This window comes from Amycolatopsis tucumanensis (assembly GCF_021654135.1).
GTDB lineage: Bacteria > Actinomycetota > Actinomycetes > Mycobacteriales > Pseudonocardiaceae > Amycolatopsis_E > Amycolatopsis_E tucumanensis.
Map to the genome: position 1 here is coordinate 550698 of NZ_JAKGSD010000001.1, position 17589 is coordinate 568286.

General features: G+C 72.8%; 21 protein-coding genes. 8 read left to right on the forward strand and 13 right to left on the reverse strand.

Annotated features, from left to right (window positions below; all coding sequences use genetic code 11):
* Positions 1-6: 6 nt before the first annotated feature.
* Positions 7-1311 carry a sensor histidine kinase gene (locus L2C96_RS02815; RefSeq protein ID WP_237334988.1) on the reverse strand — a complete coding sequence of 435 codons (1305 nt, stop codon included), beginning with the start codon at positions 1309-1311 and terminating at the stop codon, positions 7-9.
* Complete coding sequence (locus tag L2C96_RS02820) at positions 1308-1991, reverse strand: response regulator transcription factor (RefSeq protein WP_235716171.1); 684 nt, start codon at positions 1989-1991, stop codon at positions 1308-1310. Before L2C96_RS02820 ends, L2C96_RS02815 begins: the two co-directional genes overlap by 4 nt.
* 118 nt (positions 1992-2109) lie before the next feature.
* On the opposite strand from L2C96_RS02820, the gene L2C96_RS02825 reads away from it, so the two are divergent.
* The gene (locus L2C96_RS02825) at positions 2110-2766 is read left to right on the forward strand and encodes a winged helix-turn-helix domain-containing protein (RefSeq protein WP_020419230.1); all 657 of its coding nucleotides are present in this window, start codon (positions 2110-2112) and stop codon (positions 2764-2766) included.
* Here the strand turns inward: L2C96_RS02825 and L2C96_RS02830 are convergent.
* The 7 genes from L2C96_RS02830 to L2C96_RS02860 all read right to left on the reverse strand — a co-directional run bounded on the left by L2C96_RS02830 (position 2748) and on the right by L2C96_RS02860 (position 8381).
* Positions 2748-3266: a hypothetical protein gene (locus L2C96_RS02830; RefSeq protein ID WP_237334989.1), complete on the reverse strand. Its 519-nt coding sequence runs from the start codon at positions 3264-3266 to the stop codon at positions 2748-2750. The genes L2C96_RS02825 and L2C96_RS02830 overlap by 19 nt on opposite strands.
* Before the next feature lie 102 nt (positions 3267-3368).
* A complete protein-coding gene (locus tag L2C96_RS02835) occupies positions 3369-4316 on the reverse strand; it encodes a PDR/VanB family oxidoreductase (protein ID WP_237334990.1) in 948 nt (315 codons plus the stop codon).
* Positions 4317-4332: 16 nt separating this feature from the next.
* A complete protein-coding gene (locus L2C96_RS02840; RefSeq protein WP_237334991.1) occupies positions 4333-5058 on the reverse strand; it encodes an SDR family NAD(P)-dependent oxidoreductase in 726 nt (241 codons plus the stop codon).
* Positions 5055-5555 (reverse strand): aromatic-ring-hydroxylating dioxygenase subunit beta, encoded by a 501-nt coding sequence (locus L2C96_RS02845; protein ID WP_237334992.1) that lies wholly within the window; start codon positions 5553-5555, stop codon positions 5055-5057. The genes L2C96_RS02840 and L2C96_RS02845 overlap by 4 nt, the downstream gene beginning before the upstream one ends.
* Positions 5548-6825 carry an aromatic ring-hydroxylating oxygenase subunit alpha gene (locus L2C96_RS02850; RefSeq protein ID WP_020419225.1) on the reverse strand — a complete coding sequence of 426 codons (1278 nt, stop codon included), beginning with the start codon at positions 6823-6825 and terminating at the stop codon, positions 5548-5550. The genes L2C96_RS02845 and L2C96_RS02850 overlap by 8 nt, the downstream gene beginning before the upstream one ends.
* A 12-nt stretch (positions 6826-6837) precedes the next feature.
* The gene (locus L2C96_RS02855; RefSeq protein WP_027929900.1) at positions 6838-7218 is read right to left on the reverse strand and encodes a hypothetical protein; all 381 of its coding nucleotides are present in this window, start codon (positions 7216-7218) and stop codon (positions 6838-6840) included.
* Positions 7219-7247: 29 nt separating this feature from the next.
* A complete protein-coding gene (locus L2C96_RS02860; protein ID WP_237334993.1) occupies positions 7248-8381 on the reverse strand; it encodes an acyl-CoA dehydrogenase family protein in 1134 nt (377 codons plus the stop codon).
* Positions 8382-8515: 134 nt separating this feature from the next.
* On the opposite strand from L2C96_RS02860, the gene L2C96_RS02865 reads away from it, so the two are divergent.
* From L2C96_RS02865 to L2C96_RS02880, 4 genes are all read left to right on the forward strand, one after another.
* Positions 8516-9994: a PAS domain-containing sensor histidine kinase gene (locus L2C96_RS02865; protein ID WP_237334994.1), complete on the forward strand. Its 1479-nt coding sequence runs from the start codon at positions 8516-8518 to the stop codon at positions 9992-9994.
* A 94-nt stretch (positions 9995-10088) separates the two neighbouring features.
* A complete protein-coding gene (locus L2C96_RS02870; protein ID WP_237334995.1) occupies positions 10089-10595 on the forward strand; it encodes a flavin reductase in 507 nt (168 codons plus the stop codon).
* A 10-nt stretch (positions 10596-10605) separates the two neighbouring features.
* Entirely contained in the window at positions 10606-10863 is a 258-nt protein-coding gene (locus L2C96_RS02875; RefSeq protein ID WP_027929904.1) for a hypothetical protein, read from the forward strand.
* Positions 10860-12095, forward strand: coding sequence for an amidase family protein (locus L2C96_RS02880; protein WP_237334996.1), 1236 nt, complete (start codon positions 10860-10862; stop codon positions 12093-12095). The genes L2C96_RS02875 and L2C96_RS02880 overlap by 4 nt, the downstream gene beginning before the upstream one ends.
* A 194-nt stretch (positions 12096-12289) precedes the next feature.
* On the opposite strand, the gene L2C96_RS02885 is transcribed toward L2C96_RS02880, so the two are convergent.
* The 3 genes from L2C96_RS02885 to L2C96_RS02895 form a co-directional block, all read right to left on the reverse strand.
* Positions 12290-12481, reverse strand: coding sequence for a LuxR C-terminal-related transcriptional regulator (locus L2C96_RS02885; protein WP_237334997.1), 192 nt, complete (start codon positions 12479-12481; stop codon positions 12290-12292).
* Between the two features lie 80 nt (positions 12482-12561).
* Complete coding sequence (locus L2C96_RS02890) at positions 12562-13173, reverse strand: response regulator transcription factor (protein WP_237334998.1); 612 nt, start codon at positions 13171-13173, stop codon at positions 12562-12564.
* Entirely contained in the window at positions 13170-13724 is a 555-nt protein-coding gene (locus tag L2C96_RS02895; RefSeq protein ID WP_237334999.1) for a nuclear transport factor 2 family protein, read from the reverse strand. The genes L2C96_RS02890 and L2C96_RS02895 overlap by 4 nt, the downstream gene beginning before the upstream one ends.
* 174 nt (positions 13725-13898) lie before the next feature.
* On the opposite strand from L2C96_RS02895, the gene L2C96_RS02900 reads away from it, so the two are divergent.
* Complete coding sequence (locus L2C96_RS02900) at positions 13899-15230, forward strand: MFS transporter (RefSeq protein ID WP_237335000.1); 1332 nt, start codon at positions 13899-13901, stop codon at positions 15228-15230.
* A 3-nt stretch (positions 15231-15233) separates the two neighbouring features.
* Here the strand turns inward: L2C96_RS02900 and L2C96_RS02905 are convergent, their stop codons facing one another.
* Entirely contained in the window at positions 15234-15821 is a 588-nt protein-coding gene (locus tag L2C96_RS02905) for a TetR/AcrR family transcriptional regulator (protein WP_020419214.1), read from the reverse strand.
* 125 nt (positions 15822-15946) lie between these two features.
* On the opposite strand from L2C96_RS02905, the gene L2C96_RS02910 reads away from it, so the two are divergent.
* Both L2C96_RS02910 and L2C96_RS02915 read left to right on the forward strand, forming a co-directional pair.
* A complete protein-coding gene (locus tag L2C96_RS02910) occupies positions 15947-17239 on the forward strand; it encodes a flavin monoamine oxidase family protein (RefSeq protein ID WP_020419213.1) in 1293 nt (430 codons plus the stop codon).
* Between the two features lie 27 nt (positions 17240-17266).
* A complete protein-coding gene (locus L2C96_RS02915; RefSeq protein ID WP_020419212.1) occupies positions 17267-17572 on the forward strand; it encodes a hypothetical protein in 306 nt (101 codons plus the stop codon).
* The last annotated feature ends 17 nt before the right edge of the window (positions 17573-17589 follow it).

Below are 17589 nucleotides of genomic sequence, written 5' to 3' on the forward strand. Positions count from 1 at the left end.
CTGCGTCTACCCCCGATGCTCGCTGTACCAGGGCGCGTGGCCGGGCTGGGCGGCGCTGCTGACGGGCAGCACGAGCTCGAAGATCGCGCCGCCCTCCTCGGCGTTGTACACGCGGAGCACCCCGCCGTGCGCCTGCGCGACCCACCGCACGATCGACAGCCCGAGCCCGCTGGACCCGCCGCCGCTGCTGAACCGGTCGAAGTTCTCCGCCGCGACCGCCGGGTCGATCCCCGGCCCGTGGTCGGCCACCGTGACCCGGCCGCCCGCGACCGTGATGTGCACCAGCGCCTGCGCGCCCGGCTGCCGCCCGTACCGCAGCGCGTTGTCGAGCAGGTTGCTGATCGCGCGCTGCACCAGCGCCGGGTCGGCGTCGACGCGGGTCGGCGCGGCGGTGACCGTCACCTGGGCGTCCTCGGCCGGGGTCTCCGCCACCACGCTCGTCACCAGCTGGTCCAGCCACACCGGCTGGATGGCCAGCCGCTCCACCCCGGCGGCGAGCCGGGCCCGCACCAGCAGGCCGTCGATGATGCTGCCCATCCGCCCGGCCAGGCGCACCGTGCGGGGCAGCAGCTCGGCGCCCTGGTCGGGGTGCCGGGTCGCGGTCTCGGCGAGCGCCCGCAGCGCCGCGACCGGGGTGCGCAGGTCGTGGGCGGTCTCGGCGAGCAGCACCTCCTGCTGCTCCAGCGCCGCGGTGGCCGGCCGGATCGCGCGCCCGGACAGCAGGTGCCCGGCGACGCCGACCGCGGCCAGCAGCAGCACGCACCCGCCGATCACCATCAGCAGCAGCCCTTCGTGCCGGGACTGCTCCGGCCCGGCGTCCATGGCCGCGACCACCGCGCCGATGTACTGGCCGGTGCTGTTGCGGAACGGTTCGGCCCCGATCCGCACCAGCGCGCCGTTCGTCGCGCGCACGTAGCCCTTCAGCAGGGTGCCCGACTGCACGGCCCGCTGAGCGAGCCCGCCCAGCACCGCCAGGTCCACCGGCACGCAGGTGCGGCGGCTGACGTGCGGCTCGAACCGCTCGGCGCCGCCGGGCAGCACCGCGAACTGGGGGCACTGGGTGTTCAGCTCGTCCTCGGCGACGAACGCGGTGACCAGCGTGTCGTCGTACTGCAGGAGGCGGGTGACGGTCGAGGTGACGCGGCGCAGCTCGCCGTCCATCGCCTGCTCGCCCTTGTCCGCGTCGGCCTGGACCACCAGGACCGCGAACACGACCAGGCCGATCGCGTTCATCGCGGTGAACAGCCCGGTGAGCATCCAGCGCAGGCGGCGCAGGCGGTGCGCGGCCGAACCGCTCCGCGGCGCGCTCACGGCGCCATCCGGTAGCCGACCCCGCGGACGGTCTGCACCGCGTCCGGTTCGCCCAGCTTCCCCCGCAGCCGCCGCACCACCACGTCCACCACGTTCGACATCGGGTCGGTGCTGGAGTCCCAGCAGTGCTCGATCAGCTCGGCCCGCCGCACCGCCTGCTCCGGGCGCGCCATCAGGTACTCCAGCACCGCGAACTCCTTGCCGGACACCGTGAGCAGCACGCCGTCGCGGCGCACCTCGCGGCGGGCGCAGTCGACCTCCAGGCCGCCGTGCCGGAGCACGGACGGCCGCCCGGTGCCGGAGCGGCGGCACAGCGCGAGCACCCTGGCGGCGAGCTCGGCCGCGGCGAACGGTTTGACCAGGTAGTCGTCGCCGCCGTGCTCGAACCCGGCGATGCGGTCGTGCACCGTGTCGCGCGCGGTCAGGAACAGCACCGGCACCGCCCACCCGGCCTGCCTGCGCCGGTGCACGAAGTCGATCGCGTCGCCGTCGGGCAGCATCCGGTCGAACACCACGCACGCGTGCCCGGGCTCGGCGAGGGCCGCCGACGCCCCGGCGAGGGTCGCGGCGGTGTCCAGCCGGAGGCCGGCGGCGGTGAGTTCCGCGGTGACCGCGACGCGCAGGTCCTCGTCGTCCTCGACCACCAGCACCCGGGGCCGGGTCGTCACAGGTGCGGACACGGTGGATCCTTCGTCACGGGGAGCGTGTGCCCGGAAGCTTAGCGTCCCGCCGGATCTTGTTCGCCCGGTTTGCGGGTTTTGGCAGGAACCGGCCGCGCCGGGGCGATACCGTGGCGGGGTGCGTGTGCTGGTCACCGAGGACGACGAGAACCTCCGGGTGGCCGTCGAGGCGTCGCTGCGCGGGTCCGGGTTCGCGGTGGACGTGGCCGCCGACCTGCCGGCGGCGGACGAGGCGGTGAGCGTCAACTCCTACGACTGCACGGTGTTCGACCGCATGCTGCCGGCCGGGGACGCCCTGCGGTACGTGGCGGGGCTGCGGCAGCGGGGGTGGCCGGTGCCGGTGCTGTTCCTGACCGCGCGGGACACCGTGGACGACCGGATCGCCGGGCTCGCCCACGGCGACGACTACCTCGTCAAGCCGTTCGCGATGGCCGAACTCGTGGTGCGGGTGCGCAGCCTGTGCCGTCGCGGCCCAGCGCTGCCCGCCCCGGTGCTGCGCCACGGGGACGTCGAGGTGGACACCGGGCGGCACGAGGCACGGCGCGCGGGCACCCCGCTGACGCTGACCGCGAAGGAGTTCGTGGTGCTGGAGCGGCTGGTCGCCGCAGGCGGGCGGCCGGTCCCCCGGTCCGAGCTGATCGCCGCGGCGTGGGACGAGTTCGTGCCGCCCGCCTCGAACGTGCTGGAGGTGCTGATCGCCGGGCTGCGCCGCAAGCTCGGGCCGCCGCCGGTGGTGCGCACGGTCCGGGGCGTCGGCTACCTCCTCGGCGCCTGACCGCCCACCGCGGAGCCGGCGCGGATCGCGTGCTCCAGCAGCTCGTGCCCGTCCAGCGCGCCGGAGAACCGGATCTTCGCGCCGTCGGCGAACGCGACGGTGCAGCGGTAGTCGCGGATGACCAGCCGGGTCAGGAAGGTGCTGCGGCGCGGGTGGAACGGCGTGACCGCGGTGACCGCCTGCCACGGCCAGGCCCGCGTCCGCCCCTTCGCCGTGTGCGCGAGGCCCGCGTCGCGCACCTCGAACGTCTCCGACAGCCCCTGCCGCGCCACGTGCACGACGAGGAACACCGCGAGCGTCGCGGCGAAGACGGTCACGGTGATGCCGAACCCGATGGCGGTGCTGTACTGGTAGGAGTACCCGGACAGCATCATCGGCGTGGTCAGTGCCCCCATCACGGCGGCGAGGACGACCGCGGCGACGGCGATCAGCGCCAGGCGCACGTGGGAGACGCGGTAGCGGTGCCCCACCGGGCCGAGCAGGTCGGGATCGGTCGTCACGGGGCCACCTCCGGTCGGCTGCTGCACGATCACCGGACGATCGTGCGGCAGCCCGCCACGCCCGGCCAGGGCCGTGGCAGCAACCGGACAGGCGACTCCGGCTCAGTACAGCTCGATCTTCAACCGGGCCGTCCTGGCGCGGGAGACGCACAGGGCCATCTGGTCCCCGGCGGCCTTGTCCGCGGCCGACAGGCAGCTGTCCCGGTGTTCGGGCACGCCCTCCAGCACCCCGGAGACGCAGGACCCGCAGATGCCCTCCTCGCAGGACTTGAAGACCTCGATGCCGTTCTCCCCGAGAACCGCGAGGATCGACTTGCCCGCGGGCACCTCGAACACCTCGCCGGTGTCCAGCTCGACGGTGAACGGCTGGTCGCCGCTGGTGTCGACGTCGGCGGCCACGAAGTGCTCCACGTGCACGCGCGACTCGCCGACGACGGGCGCGAAGACCGCCGAGACCTGCGCCATGAACCCCTCCGGCCCGCACGTGTACACCTGCGCGTCCGGGGTCAGCTCGCCCGCGACCTCCTTCAGGATCGTCGGCTGCTCGGCGCGCGGCACGCCGAACCGCAGGTGCACGCGGTCGCCGAACTCGCGCTCCAGCAGGCCGGCGAACGCGGCCTGCTCACGGGCGCGGGCGAAGTAGTGCAGCTCGAACTCCGCGCCGCGGCGGTGGAGCTCGTAGGCCAGGCTCAGCAGCGGGGTGACGCCGACGCCGCCCGCCACCAGGACGTGGCGGGCGCCGTCGGCGACGCGCAGCAGGTTGCGGGGCTCGCCGATCTCGAGCGTGTCGCCGGCCTCGACGGTGTGCAGCGCCTCGGAACCACCGCGCGAGGCGGCTTCCTTCTTCACCGCGATCAGCAACGACTCCGGATCATGCGGCGGCGAGCACAGCGAATACTGCCGTACCAGGCCGGTCGGGCCGACGACGTCGACGTGCGCACCGGCCTCGTACGGTCCCAGCGGGGCGCCGTCGTCGCGGACCAGGCGCAGGCTGCGGATCCCGGCGGCTTCCTGCCTGACCTCCGCGACGCGGACCACGGTTGAAGTCATCGTCCCTCCCTCGGGTTCAGCGCAGGTAGAGCCCGCCGTTGGCGTCCCAGCAGGCGCCGGTGACGGAGGCGGCCTCGGGCGAGGCGAGCAGGGCGACCATCCGGGCGATGAACGCCGGGTCGCCGAGCCTGCCCACCGGAATGCTCCGCGCGAGCCCGTCGACGTCGTCCACAATGGACCGCACCGCCGGACTGTCCTGCGGGCCCGGCGACACCGCGTTCACCGTCACCCCGTGCGGCGCGAGCTCACGGGCGAACACCTTGGTGGCGGACAGGACCGCGCCCTTGGAGGACGCGTAGTGCCCGCCGGTCGCGGTGCCGCCGTTCTGCCCGGCGAGCGAGGCCATGTTCACGATCCGGCCGTAGCCGTGCGCGGCGAAGTGCGCGCCGAAGACCTGGCAGGCGGAGAACGTGCCGCCGAGGTTCACCTTCAGCACGGCGTCCAGCTCGTCGGCGGTGATGTCCATCAGCTTCTTCGCCTGCGTGCGGGCGGCGTTGTTGACCAGCACGTGCACTGATCCGAAGTCGGCCAGCACAGCGGCGAGCAGGCCGTCCAGCGCCGCGCGGTCGGCGACGTCGACGGCGTACCCCGTGGCCTCGCCCAGTTCCTTGGCCAGCGCTTCGGCGGCGCCCCCGTCGAGGTCGGCGATCGCGACTCGGTAGCCGTCGGCGTGCAGGCGGCGCACGATCGCCTCGCCAAGGCCGTGGGCGCCGCCGGTGACGACCGCGGTCTGCGCGCTCACAGCAGGAACCCCGCGGCGGGCACGGCGTCCTCGCTGTCCACCAGCCGCACGACCTTCTCCGCGATGCGGTCGCCGGAGGACGACAGCCGGACGCGGTGGCGCACGTCGGCGGCCCAGATGTCGTGCCGCCCGCGCTTGTAGGCGATCAGCACCTGCGCCGAGCGCAGCACGACCTCGGTGTCGGTCACGGTCTCCGGCACGAACCGGGACACGGTGCGCACGGTGCGGGCCGCGTCGACGGCGGCGATGGCGTAGCCCTCGGTCATGCGGGTCACGCGCATGGCCCGCATCCGCGCGTCGTCGTAGATCATGTTGAGCGTGCCGGCGAAGTCCTCGGTGTCCGGGTCGATCGGCACGACGTAGCGGGCGTCGTCGGTGTAGAGCTCCTGCCACACCAGGTAGTCCTTGCGGTCGAGCAGCTCGGCCTCCCGCCAGACCAGCTCGACCGCGCGGGCCACCCGGACGTCGGTCAGCGGGACGGTGATCGTGTCAGTCATCGCTCATCATCTGCTTCCACATCCGGTACGCGGCGCGCATCCCGGTTTCGTCGGTCACGTGGGCGGTCGGCCAGCCGTGCTCGTCGTCCTTCTCCCTGCCGAGCCCGCGGTTGACCAGGATCGGCATGTCCGGCGCGGCCTGGGCGCCGCGCTGCACGCGGTCCCAGCCCTCGGCGTCGTCCGGGGTGCCGAACCCGAACGGTCCCTGGAAGTGCTCGTGGATGCGCAGCCGCTCGCGGTTGACGACGTCCAGCTCGGGCGGCCCGTCCGGGCCGATCGCGATGTGCTCGATCAGCGTCTCGTCGACCGAGATCGGCCGCAGGACCCGGAAGAACGCCGCCGACATCGACACGTTCGGGAACAGGTTCAGGTTGAACCCGGTGCCGTGCATGGCGCGGACCACCTTGCGCACGGCCGCGTCGTCGAGCGTCTTGGACAGCTCCGCAACGACGTGGTCGAAGCGGGCCTGCAGCGGTTCGCTGCCGTCGTCGGCGTCGAGGTCGGAGTGCTCGGGCACCATCTGCATGACGCTGTGGCCGTTGCCCAGCGCGTGGGTGATCGCCGCCGGGTCGGTCATGAACGACATCATGTCCGCGGTCTCGGCGTCCACCGACGCCATCCACGACCGGTGCACGATCGGGAAGTGGTAGCCGTCGGTGGTGTTCTCCAGCTGGATCTTCCAGTTGCCGCGGAACCGGAACTGGTGCTTGCCCAGCACCTTGATCGGGTAGCCGCCGCCCTGCTTCATGAACCGGTCCAGCCACAGCTTCGCGTCGCCGAGGAAGTCCGCCAGGGGCTCGATGCCCTCGTCGAACGTCGCGAAGACCATGCCGCCGTAGGACTCGGTGCGCAGCTTGCGCAGCGACAGGTCCTTCTTGTCCGCCACGCCCTCGTACCCGTCCGGGTACGGGATGCCGCGCAGCGTGCCGTCCAGGCCGTAGGACCAAGCGTGGTACGGGCAGGTGAACCCGTTGGCCTTGCCCCGCGGCTTCTCGCACAGGCTCGCGCCGCGGTGGCGGCAGCGGTTGAGCAGCGTGTGCAGGGTGCCCTTGCGGTCCCGCGACACGATCACCGGCTGGCGGCCGACGTAGGTGGACTTGAAGGTGCCCGGCCCGGGCAGCTCGCTCTCGTGCGCGACCCACACCCAGGTGCGCTCGAAGATCTTCGTCATCTCCTGCTCGAAGATCTCCGGGTCCGTGTAGAGGCGGCCGGCGACGCGGTCGTCGAGCACGAGGTCCGCGGGCGCGGCGGCGAAGATGTTCTCGGTCATGGTGTCCTCTCCTCAGCCGGGCAGCTCGACGTCTTCGCGCACCGTCAGCGCGCGGCCGATGCGGGCTTCGACCTTGGCGAAGCGCCACAGCTTCGCGCCGCCGTCGCCGACCGGGGTGGTGCGGAACAGGTTGCAGGCGGCCTTGACGGTCTCGGCGGTGTCCACGTCGGCGAGGATGTAGGCGGTCCACGGCCAGCCGTCGGAGGGGCCGACCATGTGCGAGTCGTCGTCGATGTCGCCGATGAAGTCCACGCCCGGCAGGGCCTTGATGCCGTCCATCATGGACACGAACGCCTGCCACACGTGCCCGGGCGTGATGCCGTCGGCAGGCAGGTCGAAGAAGTTCTGGTTGATGCCGATGCAGAACAGCACGCGCAGGGGCGTCGCGCTCATCTCGGTCCTCCTCGTCGGTGGTGGTCGGGTCAGCGGAAGCCGGGGCTGGTGGGCGGCAGTCCCATGAGGACGGCCCCGGCGGAGTCGAAGATCGCCGGCCCGAGGAAGGCGTGCTGCTTGGGCACCAGCGCGTCGCCCGCCAGGTCGCGCAGCGGGTGCTCGGTGTAGATCGGGGCGGTGCCGGAGATCTCGACGAGCCGGTCCACCACGCCGGACGCCACGCGGGCCAGGTGCGCGGAGGCCAACCGCAGCCGGGCATTGTGCTCGTCGGTGGCGGTGTCGCCGCGCAGCACGTGCTGCCACACCTGGTCGCTCAGGTCGTAGAACCAGGCGCGGGCCGAGCTCAGGTCCGCCTCGGCGCGGGCGACCTCGGTGCGGTAGTAGGCCCGGTCGGCGAGCTTCGGCGCGCCGGTGACCCCGGTGTAGCCGCCGCCGACCTGCTTGGCGTGGTCCAGGGCCGCGCGCGCCACGCCCGCGCCGACCACGGCGAGGACCTGGGAGGCGTAGGCGATCGTCGGGTAGTGGTAGAGCGGCTCGTCCACGGTCGGCGCGCCGCCGCGGATGAAGGTCCACTCGCGGGGCACCTCGACCCCGCGCACGACGATGTCGAACGAGCCGGTGGCCCGCATGCCCACGACGTCCCAGTCCTGGACGATCTCGACCTGGTCCGGCCGCAGGACCGCGGTGCGCGGCTTGCCGCCGGACTCCTCGTCGCCGGGCAGGCCGACGCCGATCAGGTCGGCGCCCATGCAGCCGCTGGCGAACTTCCAGTGCCCGTCGACCAGGTAGCCGCGCTCGGTGGCGGCGGCGCGCTGCATCGGGAACAGCGCGCCGGCGAAGGCCACGTCCGGGCCGTCGCGGTACAGCTCGGCCTGGGTGTCCAGCGGCAGAGCGGCCAGGTAGATCTGCGCGGAGCCGAAGCTCGCGACCCAGCCGGTGGAACCGTCGACGACCGAGATCCGCTCGACGGTGTCGAGGAACTCGGCGGGCGGCAGCGGCTGCCCGCCGAACTTGCCCGGCGTCGCCGCCCGGTAGATCCCGATCTGCTTGAGCCGTGCGACGAAGTCCTTCGGCACGTAGCGCTGCTCGCGGAACTCCTGCCGCCGCTGCGCGAGCTCGGCGAGGACGTCGTCGAACCCGACGCCCTGCGGGGTGTGCACCATCGCGCCTCCTCCTACTCGCGGGTTGCCCCCCGACGGTAGGCAGCCGGGGCCGCCGCGCGGAATTGGTGGTTCTGCGGCACCGGGTAGGGGATTCCTTCAGCGCGCGCCGGCCGCGCCCGGCTTACCCTGGCGGGATGCAGGTGGATCCACGCGCGCCCGAACTGGTCACCGAGGACTTCGTGACCATGCTCCACGCCAGCCGCATGTGCGTGCTGGTGCACGACGCGGCGACGAAGAACATCCTGTGGGCCAACCCGGCGGCGTGCGAGATGCTCGAGTGGAGCGTGGCCGAGCTGCGTCCGCTCAAGGCGAACCACATGAGCAGCACCGCGCGCCAGTACGACCGCGTGATCGGCCGGGCGTGGCTGCAGGACGCGGTGGAGAAGGGCACGAACAGCATCGAGTGGCACTACCGGTCCCGCACGGGACGGGTGATCCCGACCGAGGCCATCGCGATCCGCGTGGAACTCGCGCAGGGGCCGGCGGTGATGGTGCAGTTTCGCGACATCGAGCGGGAGCAGGAGATCGAGCAGGAGCTGCGGCGCACCGCGTCCTACATGGACGCGCTGGCGCACCGCACGTCCACGATCGCGCTGATGCTGGACCGGGACGGCGTGCTGCGGTTCGCCACCGACACGGCGTTGAAGGTGATCGGCGCGGACAGCGGGCAGCCGCTCGGCCCGTTGTCGGGTTACGGCACGCTGCGGCTGGCCGGCCGCCCGGCGTCCTGGCCGGAGGTCCTGGAGCGGGCCGATCCGGTGACGACGGTGCAGCTCGCGCTGACCGGGGCGGACGAGCCGGTGTGGCTGGAGGGCAGCCTCGAACGGCTGCAGGAGACCGGCGGGGACGCGTTGCTGATGATCCTGCACGACGTGTCCGGCCGCGTGCAGGAGGACCTCCGGCGGGAACGCGAGCTGCAGCAGGAGAACTACCTGGCCCGCTACAACGCGATGGGCGACATGGCGATGGCGATTGCCCACGAGCTGGGCCAGCCGCTCGCGGCGGCGGCGAACTTCCTCGGTGGCGCCGCCCGGCACGCGTCCGGGACGGCCGCGGAGCAGGTGCGGTTCGGCATCGACAGCGCGGTCCGGCAGATCGACCGCGCGAGCGCCATCGTCGCGGCCCTGCGCGCGTTCGTCGGGCACCTGGAGCACGTGCGCCAGGTGGCCGACCTCGGCGAGATCGTCACCGAATGCCTGTACTTCGTGCGGCTGCGGGCGGACGCGGCGGGCGTCGACGTGGTGGTCCGCGAGCCGCCGGGTCCGGTGCCGGTGCGGTGCGAACGGGTGCTGACCGGGCAGGTGGTGCTCAACTTCTGCTTCAACGCCATCGACGAGGTGGCGGCCTTCGGCCCGGAGCGCCGCGAGATCGTGCTGACCACGCGCGCCGAGGGCGGTGAGGGCGTGCTGACTGTGGAGGACTGGGGACGCGGCCTGCCGCGGGACCCGTTCGCCGAGTCGTTCACCTCGAAGGAGCACGGCAGCGGGATCGGCCTGGCGTTGTCGCACCGGATCATCACCCGCCAGCACGGCCGGATCTGGGCCGAGCCCCGCGACGGCGCCGGCTCGCGGTTCGGCTTCGCCCTGCCGCTCGCGGAAACCCCTGAGACGTAAGGGAAACCCTTACCGGGGCGGGAAGAACTCTCACTTCCCGGCGGCCCCGCCGCGCGCGTACGTTCGAGCTGTTCGGCGATCGTTTGGAGGAATCGTGCCCGAGCTGACCCGGCAGCAGACCGAGTTCCGCGCCGCGATGGCCAACCTCTCGGCGGCGGTCACCGTCATCACCACCGACGGTCCCCGTGGCCGCGCCGGCATGACCGTGAGCGCGGCCTGTTCGGTGACCGACTCGCCGCCGACCGTGCTGGTCTGCGTGAACCGCACCGCCCGCTCGCACGACGTGCTGGTCGGCAACGGCAGGCTGGCGGTGAACGTGCTGGGCGCCGGCCAGGAGGACCTGGCGCTGCACTTCGCCGGCGCCACCGGCGTGCCCACCGCGGAGCGGTTCACCGACGGACGGTGGGACCTGGCGACCCACGGGGTGCCGGTGCTCACCGGGGCGTGCGCCTCGGTGGTCGGCACGATCGTCGCCGAGCAGGCGTCGGGGTCGCACTCGGTGCTGTTCGTCGAGGTGGACACCGTGATCAGCGGGGACGACCCCGCCGCGCTGGTGTACTTCCAGCGCCGGTTCCACAGCCTCGGCACCACTGCGGCGTAGGAGAGCGGCCATGGAGCGGATGACGCTGACCTGCTACAACGACACGCACGGCTACGGCTGGCGGCACGTGGACCTGTTCGTGCACGACGCCGAGGGGCGCGAGCTGAACTGGGTGCACTGGCAGGTGCCCGACGACGGCCCGGAGGCGGCGGACGCCGTGACCAGGAAGGTCGAGCCGACGTTGCGCCGGACCTCGGAGTGGCGGCACGGCGTGAGCGAAAGCGGCATGGACTTCTGGGTCGCCGACGCCGCCTGGGAGGACGCGTGAAGCCGCTGCGCGCGCCGTGGTCCCTGCGGGAGCTGGTGAGCGGTTCGGTGGACGGGGCGCTGCGCCGGTCCCGTGAGCGCATCGCCGAGACGGAGCCGGCGCTGCGGGCGTGGGTGGAGCTGGCGTGGCCGGAGCCGGTCGCGGCCGGTCCGCTCGGCGGCGCGCCGCTCGGCGGGGTGCCGCTCGGGGTGAAGGACATCATCGACGTGGCCGGCCTGCCCACGCGGTGCGGATCGGGCCTGCGCGCCGGCAGCCCGCCCGCCGCGGCCGACGCCGCGATCGTGACGGCGTGGCGGCGCGCGGGCGCGGTGCCGGTCGGCAAGACGGTGACCACGGAGTTCGCGTTCTTCTCCCCCGGCCCGACGGACAACCCGAGCGCGCCGGGCCACACGCCGGGCGGGTCGTCGAGCGGCTCGGCGGCGGCCGTCGCGTCGGGGCAGGTGCCGCTCGCGCTCGGGTCGCAGACCGCCGGTTCGGTGATCCGGCCCGCGTCGTTCTGCGGGGTCGCGGCGATGGTGCTCAGCCACGGCCAGTTCCCGGTCGACGGGGTCACCGGGCTGAGCCCGAGCCTGGACAGCCACGGCTTCTACACCGCCCGGGTGTCGGATCTGGCGCTGGCCCACGCGGCGCTGACCGGTTCGCCGGACGCGGCCGGACTGCCCGCCCGTCCCCCGCGGCTGCTGCTGTGGACGGGCATCGCCGGCCCCGCGATGCGCGCGGCGCTGGCGGTTGCGAGGGACCGCCTGGTGGCGGCCGGTGCGGTGGTGGAGGCGTTCCCGGACGAGCGGCTGATCGCCGACCTGACCGCGGCGCACCCGGTGGTGATGGCGTACGAGGCGGCGCGGGAGCGGGCCGCCGAGCTGGAGCGGGTGGCGGAGTTGAGCGCGCCCCTGGCGACGCTGTTGCAGACGGGTGCTCAGACCCCGGAGGCGGAGTACCGGCGGGCGCGGGAGTTCGTGCGGTCGGCCGCGTCGGCGGTGTCGGATTTCCTGGATTCCTACGACGCGATCCTCGGCCCCGCGGCGCCCGGTCCCCCACCGGAGGGGCTGGCCGCCACGGGAGATCCGGTGCTGAGCCGGCCGTGGCAGGCGCTGGGTGTTCCACAGGTGGCCGTGCCCGGGCCGTCCACTGAGGACGGTCTGCCGCTGGGGGTGCAGCTGATCGGCCGGGCGCGGGAGGAGACCGCTTTGCTGACCACGGCTTGCTGGGTGGAGCGCGCATTGTCGGAGTGATCGCGCGCTCGGCAGTGGGCGCACGGGATCCACAAGGGACCTCCCGCCGGGAGGCAGCGCGACTCGCTCGGTGAAACCGGGGGGCGCCATCCGGCCCCGCACCACGCACCGCCGAAATGCGACGCGGCCCGCCAGACCGGCGAGCCGCACTCAGCCGTGAGCACTCGGGCTCCACAAAGGACCCGCAGAAACCCTCACACCACCACGCGGTGCGTGAGGATGTCGTGCACCAAGGCGCCCAGGCTCTCCGCCCCCGTCTTCGCCTTGATCCGCGCCCGGTGCACGTCGATCGTCTTCACACTCGTGCCCAAGCGGTTCGCCGCCATCTGGCTGGACACCCCTTCGACCACCAACCGCAGCACCTCGCGCTCCCGCTGGGCCAGCACGCAGCACCATCCACCGACCGAATGCAGCGCGGCTCGCCGGGGGAAACCGGCGAGCCGCGCTCAACGATCCACAAGCGACCTCACACCAGCACGCGGTGCGTGAGGATGTCGTGCACCAAGGCGCCCAGGCTCTCCGCCCCGGTCTTCGCCTTGATCCGCGCCCGGTGCACGTCGATCGTCTTCACGCTCGTGCCCAGGCGGTTCGCCGCCATCTGGCTGGACACCCCTTCGACTACCAACCGCAGCACCTCGCGCTCCCGCTGGGTCAGCTGCGCCAGGCGCGCCTCCACCGCCCGGCGCGCCGCCTCGCGGGTGAACCGCCGGCACGCGTCCTGCTGCTGCCGTTGCACCACTTCCAGGATCCGCTGCGGCTCGTAGGGTTTCTCCAGAAAATCCACCGCGCCGCGGGTCATGGCGCGCACCGACATCGGGATGTCGCCGTGCGCGGAGCAGAACACGACCGGCGCCGGGTAGCCCCGCGCGGTCAGTTCCTCCTGCAACTGGAACCCGCTCATGCCGGGCATCCGCACGTCGACGATCACCACCGCGGGCTCGTCCGGGTCGAACTCGGCCAGGAAGGCGGGCGCGTCGGGGTAGGTCAGCGCCTGGATGCCGACGCTCTCCAGCAGGAACGCCAGCGACTGCCGCAGGCCCTCGTCGTCGTCGACGATGTGCACCACCGCGTCGGTCATGGCTTCATCAGTACCGACGCAGACGGGTGGTCGCTGGCGAAGTGGTCCGGCAGCGGCGCCACGAACACGTTCTCGGTGCGGGTGCGGGTGATCCGCCACCCGCCGTCCTCCTTCCGGAACGCGTTGTTCAGGCGGCTGGACCGCAGCAGCGCACTGCCGTCCGAGAACAGCCACGGCTGCATGTGGATCCACTGGCCGTCCGCGGTGTCACCGTGCACGTGGATCTGCTCCGACGTCAGGTAGTGCGCGTTCAACAGCAGCGCCGGATCCCGCTTCTCGCCCCAGAACCGCTCGAAGTGCTCCCGGATGGCCTGCTTGCCCTCGGCCCGCCCGAACTGCCCGTCGTAGTACTCGCCGACGCCCTCCCACACCGCGTCCTCGGTGTAGAGCTCCAGGATCAGCTCGATGCGCTTGGCGTCGTCGGAAATCCCGTACTCGGGCAGCGGCGTGTCGCACAGGAACATGTAACGAGCCTGTAGCCGGCGGATTTCGGCTTCGGCCTCGAGCACCTCGACCCGCCGGGCGAGTGCTTCGAGAGCGGTGTCGGTCAACGGGATTCTCCTTCTCCGAGCGGGAGGCGCGATGCCGAACACCATCTGTCACCGGCGCGAACCTTGTCAAGCGCGCTGCAGGTTTCCCCTATGCGGCTGCGGGATTTGCGACTGGGAGCCGCGGCGGGCGCTTCCTACCGTAACGGGAACCACCACGGACGATGAGGACGGTCGATGACCACACACGGCCCCGCTCAGCCCAGCCTACCGCGCATCGGAGTGGCCGCCGCGGTCGGCACTTCGCTGGAGCTGTACGACTTCCAGATCTACGGAACCGCCGCCGCCCTGGTGTTCGGCCAGGTGTTCTTCGCCACCGGCGACGCGTGGTTCGGCACGTTCATGAGCCTCGCGACGTTCGCGATCGGCTTCGTCGCGGCGCCGCTGGGCGGCGCCGTCTTCGGCTGGCTCGGCGACCGCCGCGGCCGCAAGACGGCCCTGTTCGGCGCGTTCGTGCTGATGGGCCTGGCGACGCTGGGCATGGGCGTGCTGCCGACCTACGCGGCCGTCGGCGTCGCGGCGCCCGTCATGCTGGTGCTGCTGCGGTTGTGCCACGGCCTGGCCAGGGGCGGCGAGAACTCCAGCGCCGCCGTGCTGGCGATCGAGCATGCCCCCGAGCGGCGCCGCGGCCTGTACGGGTCCTTCGTGGCGATCGGCTCGCCGGTCGGCACGATCCTCGCCAACCTGGCCTTCACGCTGGTGCTGCTGCTCCCCGACGACGACGTCACGGGCTGGGGCTGGCGGATCCCGTTCCTCGCCGGCGGCCTGGTGCTCGTGGTCGGGCTGTGGATCCGCAAGGGCGTCGCGGAGAGCCCGGTGTTCCGGGAGATGGCCGAGCAGGAGGGCGCCCGGGTGAAGGCGCCGCTGCTGGCGGTCGTGAAGGCGAACTGGCGGCGGCTCGCGCTGGTCGCGGGCGTCAACATCGGGCTCACCGCCAGCACGTTCGCGCTGGCCACGTTGATGCTGTCCTACGCCACGGCCCGCGCCCCGGAGGGGCTGGGGCTGCCCCGCCAGCCCATCGTCAACGGCTCGATGATCGCCCTGGTCTGCCACGCGCTGTGCAACGTCGGCGCGGCGTGGCTGTCCGACCGCCTCGGCCGCAAGCCGGTGATGCTGGCCGGTGTCGTGCTGTCGCTGGGGTCGGCGCTGCTGATGTTCCCGCTCAGCTCGGCGGGCACGGTCGCCGCGGTCAACACCGCCGTGATCATCGGGTTCTGCGCCACCGGTGTCCTCTTCGGACCGATGTACACGTTCTTCTCCGAACTGTTCCCGCGCGAGCAGCGCCAGTCCGGGGTTGGCGTGGGCTACCACGTCGGCGCCGTGCTGGGCGGCGGCATCTCGCCGATGATCGCCAACCGGATCGTCGCAGGCACCGGGGACGCGCTCAACGTCGGCTTCTACCTGGCCGCGCTGCTCGGGCTGTCGCTGGTGTGCCTGCTCTGCCTGCCCGAAACCGCGCCGGTGCGGGCGCGCCGCCGGAGCGCGGCGGTCCCGGAGCCGGTCCGGTGACGGTCAGCTCTCCGGCCGCAGGCGCGTGAGCACGTGGCGCAGGGTGTCGAGGACCCGTTCGGTCGGCAGCTCGTCGACCCCGCAGATCTGCTGGAAGACCAGGCCGTCCATGGCCGCGAACACCAGCGCGGCCAGGCCCTCGTCGTCCAGCCCGGCGGCGGCGAGCTCGGCGCGGATCGCCGCGCGGTAGCCGTCGTAGAGCTCGCGGACCTGCGGGGCGAGCTCGGGGCGGCGCCGCGACTCCAGCGTCAGCTCGTACTGGAACGCCTGGGTCTCGGGCTGCTCGGCGACGAACTCGGCGAGGCCGTCGCCGAGCAGGTCCAGCCTGCCCGAGCCCGGCTCGGGGGTCACCGACGGCACGCTGCTGTCCAGGGACCGCCGCAGGGCCTGGGCGGTCAGCTCGTCGATGCTGCCGAAGTAGTGGGTGACCAGCCCGTGGTTGACGCCGGCCTCCTTCGCGACCGAGCGGTAGGTGAGCTGCCGGAGCCCCTGGCGCGCCACGACCCGCACCGCCGCCTCCAGCAGGGCCTCCCGGCCCGTGCCGTGCGGCCGCGCCCGCCCGCGGGACGCGCCCGCCGTCTCGTTCGTCACCGTCGGAATGGTACCGGCCGCCAAATTATCCACTTGACTAATTTAGCGGACCGAGTCACAGTTGGGCACACCCCGGACGCCCGCCACCGGCGGCGTCGACCTCTCCTTCCGCAAGGGATTCCCTCATGCCTGAACGCGCCGATGTCGTCGTGGTCGGAGCCGGGTTCGCGGGCCTGACGGCCGCCCGCGAACTCACCCACCGCGGCACCACGGTCACCGTCCTGGAAGCCCGCGACCGCATCGGCGGCCGCACCTGGACCGCCGAGCGGCTGGGCCGCCCGCTCGAACTCGGCGGCACCTGGGTGCACTGGACCCAGCCCCACGTGTGGGCCGAGATCTCCCGCTACCAGCTGGAACTGACCCGCAGCCCGGTCCCCGCCCGCGCCTACTGGCACGTCGGCGGGCAGGCCCACGAAGGCAGCGCGGACGAGCTGTTCGCGCGGTTCGACCCGGGGATGCAGGCGTTCCTCGCCGACAGCCGCGAGTGGTTCGAGTGGCCGTGGGAACCGTTCCGGCGCCCCGATCCGGACGTCCTGCACGCGCTAGACCGGCAGTCCGTCACCGACCGGATCGACGCGCTCGGCCTGCCGCCCGCCGACCGGGAACTCCTGGCGGGCATGTGGGCGCTGAACTTCAACAGCCCGCCCGAGGACGGCGCGCTCACCCAGGCGCTGCGGTGGTGCGCGGCGGCCTCGGGCAGCTGGCCGCTGATGTTCGAGACGTGCGCGACGGTCAAGTTCACGCACGGCACCAAGGCACTCGCCGACGCGATCGCCGCCGACACCGACGCCGACATCCGCCTCGGCACGGTCGTCACGAAGATCCGCCGCACGAGCACCGGCGTCGCCGTGGAAACCGCGTCGGGCAAGACCTTCGAAGCCGGCGACGTCGTGGTGACCCTGCCGCAGAACGTCCTCCCCTCGATCGAGTTCGAGCCCGGGCTGCCCGCGGTGCTGCGGGACGCGGCCCGCGCCGGGCAGGCGTCGAAGGGGATGAAGACGTGGATCCGCGTCCGCGGCGAGGTCGAACCGTTCGTCGTGTTCGCGGGCCCGGACTCGCCGCTCACGTTCGGCCAGACCGAGTACACCGTGGACGGCGACACCCTGCTGGTCGCGTTCGGTCCCCGCGCGTCCGCGCTGCGGCCGGACGACACCGAAGCGGTCGCCAAGGCCCTGGCGCTGTGGCGGCCGGACCTGGAGGTCGTCGCCGCCGACGGGCACGACTGGGTCGCCGACGAGTTCGCAGGCGAAACCTGGCCGATGCTCGCCCCCGGCCAGCTCCGCGCGCTCGAAGAGTTCCGCAAGCCGCAGGACCGCCTGCACTTCGCCGGCAGCGGCTACGCGACCGGATGGGCCGGGTTCGTCGACGGCGCCATCGAAACCGGTCTGACCGTCGCGCGGCGGCTGCTCACCCGCTGACACCGTCCACAACAGAGAGGAAACCCCGTGCCCTACTTCGTCGAGTTCGTCCACTACCGCACGGACCTGCCCGAGGACCGTCTCGTCGCGTTGCGCTCGGCCGCGATCCTGGCCGTGCGGGACGCCCATCCGGACCTGCTGTCCGTGCCCGCGCTGAGCCGCGGCGAGGACGGCTCCTGGACCGACGTGTGGATCTACCGGACCCAGGAGGCGGCCGAGAAGGCCAACGCCGGGGCCGGCGACATCCCCGAGTTCACCGCGTTCGCCGGCGCCCTCTCCGGCGTCGAGATCACCGCAGGCCACATGCCCGAGTCCGCCGTCTCCCCGCTCTGACCGGAAACCCACGGAAG

Coding starts and splice junctions, on each gene's coding strand:
- L2C96_RS02835 (WP_237334990.1), bottom strand. CDS start 4,316: ATGACTTCAACCGTGGTCCGCGTCGCGGAGGTCAGGCAGGAAGCCGCC.
- L2C96_RS02845 (WP_237334992.1), bottom strand. CDS start 5,555: ATGACTGACACGATCACCGTCCCGCTGACCGACGTCCGGGTGGCCCGC.
- L2C96_RS02850 (WP_020419225.1), bottom strand. CDS start 6,825: ATGACCGAGAACATCTTCGCCGCCGCGCCCGCGGACCTCGTGCTCGAC.
- L2C96_RS02855 (WP_027929900.1), bottom strand. CDS start 7,218: ATGAGCGCGACGCCCCTGCGCGTGCTGTTCTGCATCGGCATCAACCAG.
- L2C96_RS02860 (WP_237334993.1), bottom strand. CDS start 8,381: ATGGTGCACACCCCGCAGGGCGTCGGGTTCGACGACGTCCTCGCCGAG.
- L2C96_RS02865 (WP_237334994.1), top strand. CDS start 8,516: ATGCAGGTGGATCCACGCGCGCCCGAACTGGTCACCGAGGACTTCGTG.
- L2C96_RS02875 (WP_027929904.1), top strand. CDS start 10,606: ATGGAGCGGATGACGCTGACCTGCTACAACGACACGCACGGCTACGGC.
- L2C96_RS02890 (WP_237334998.1), bottom strand. CDS start 13,173: ATGACCGACGCGGTGGTGCACATCGTCGACGACGACGAGGGCCTGCGG.
- L2C96_RS02900 (WP_237335000.1), top strand. CDS start 13,899: ATGACCACACACGGCCCCGCTCAGCCCAGCCTACCGCGCATCGGAGTG.
- L2C96_RS02910 (WP_020419213.1), top strand. CDS start 15,947: ATGCCTGAACGCGCCGATGTCGTCGTGGTCGGAGCCGGGTTCGCGGGC.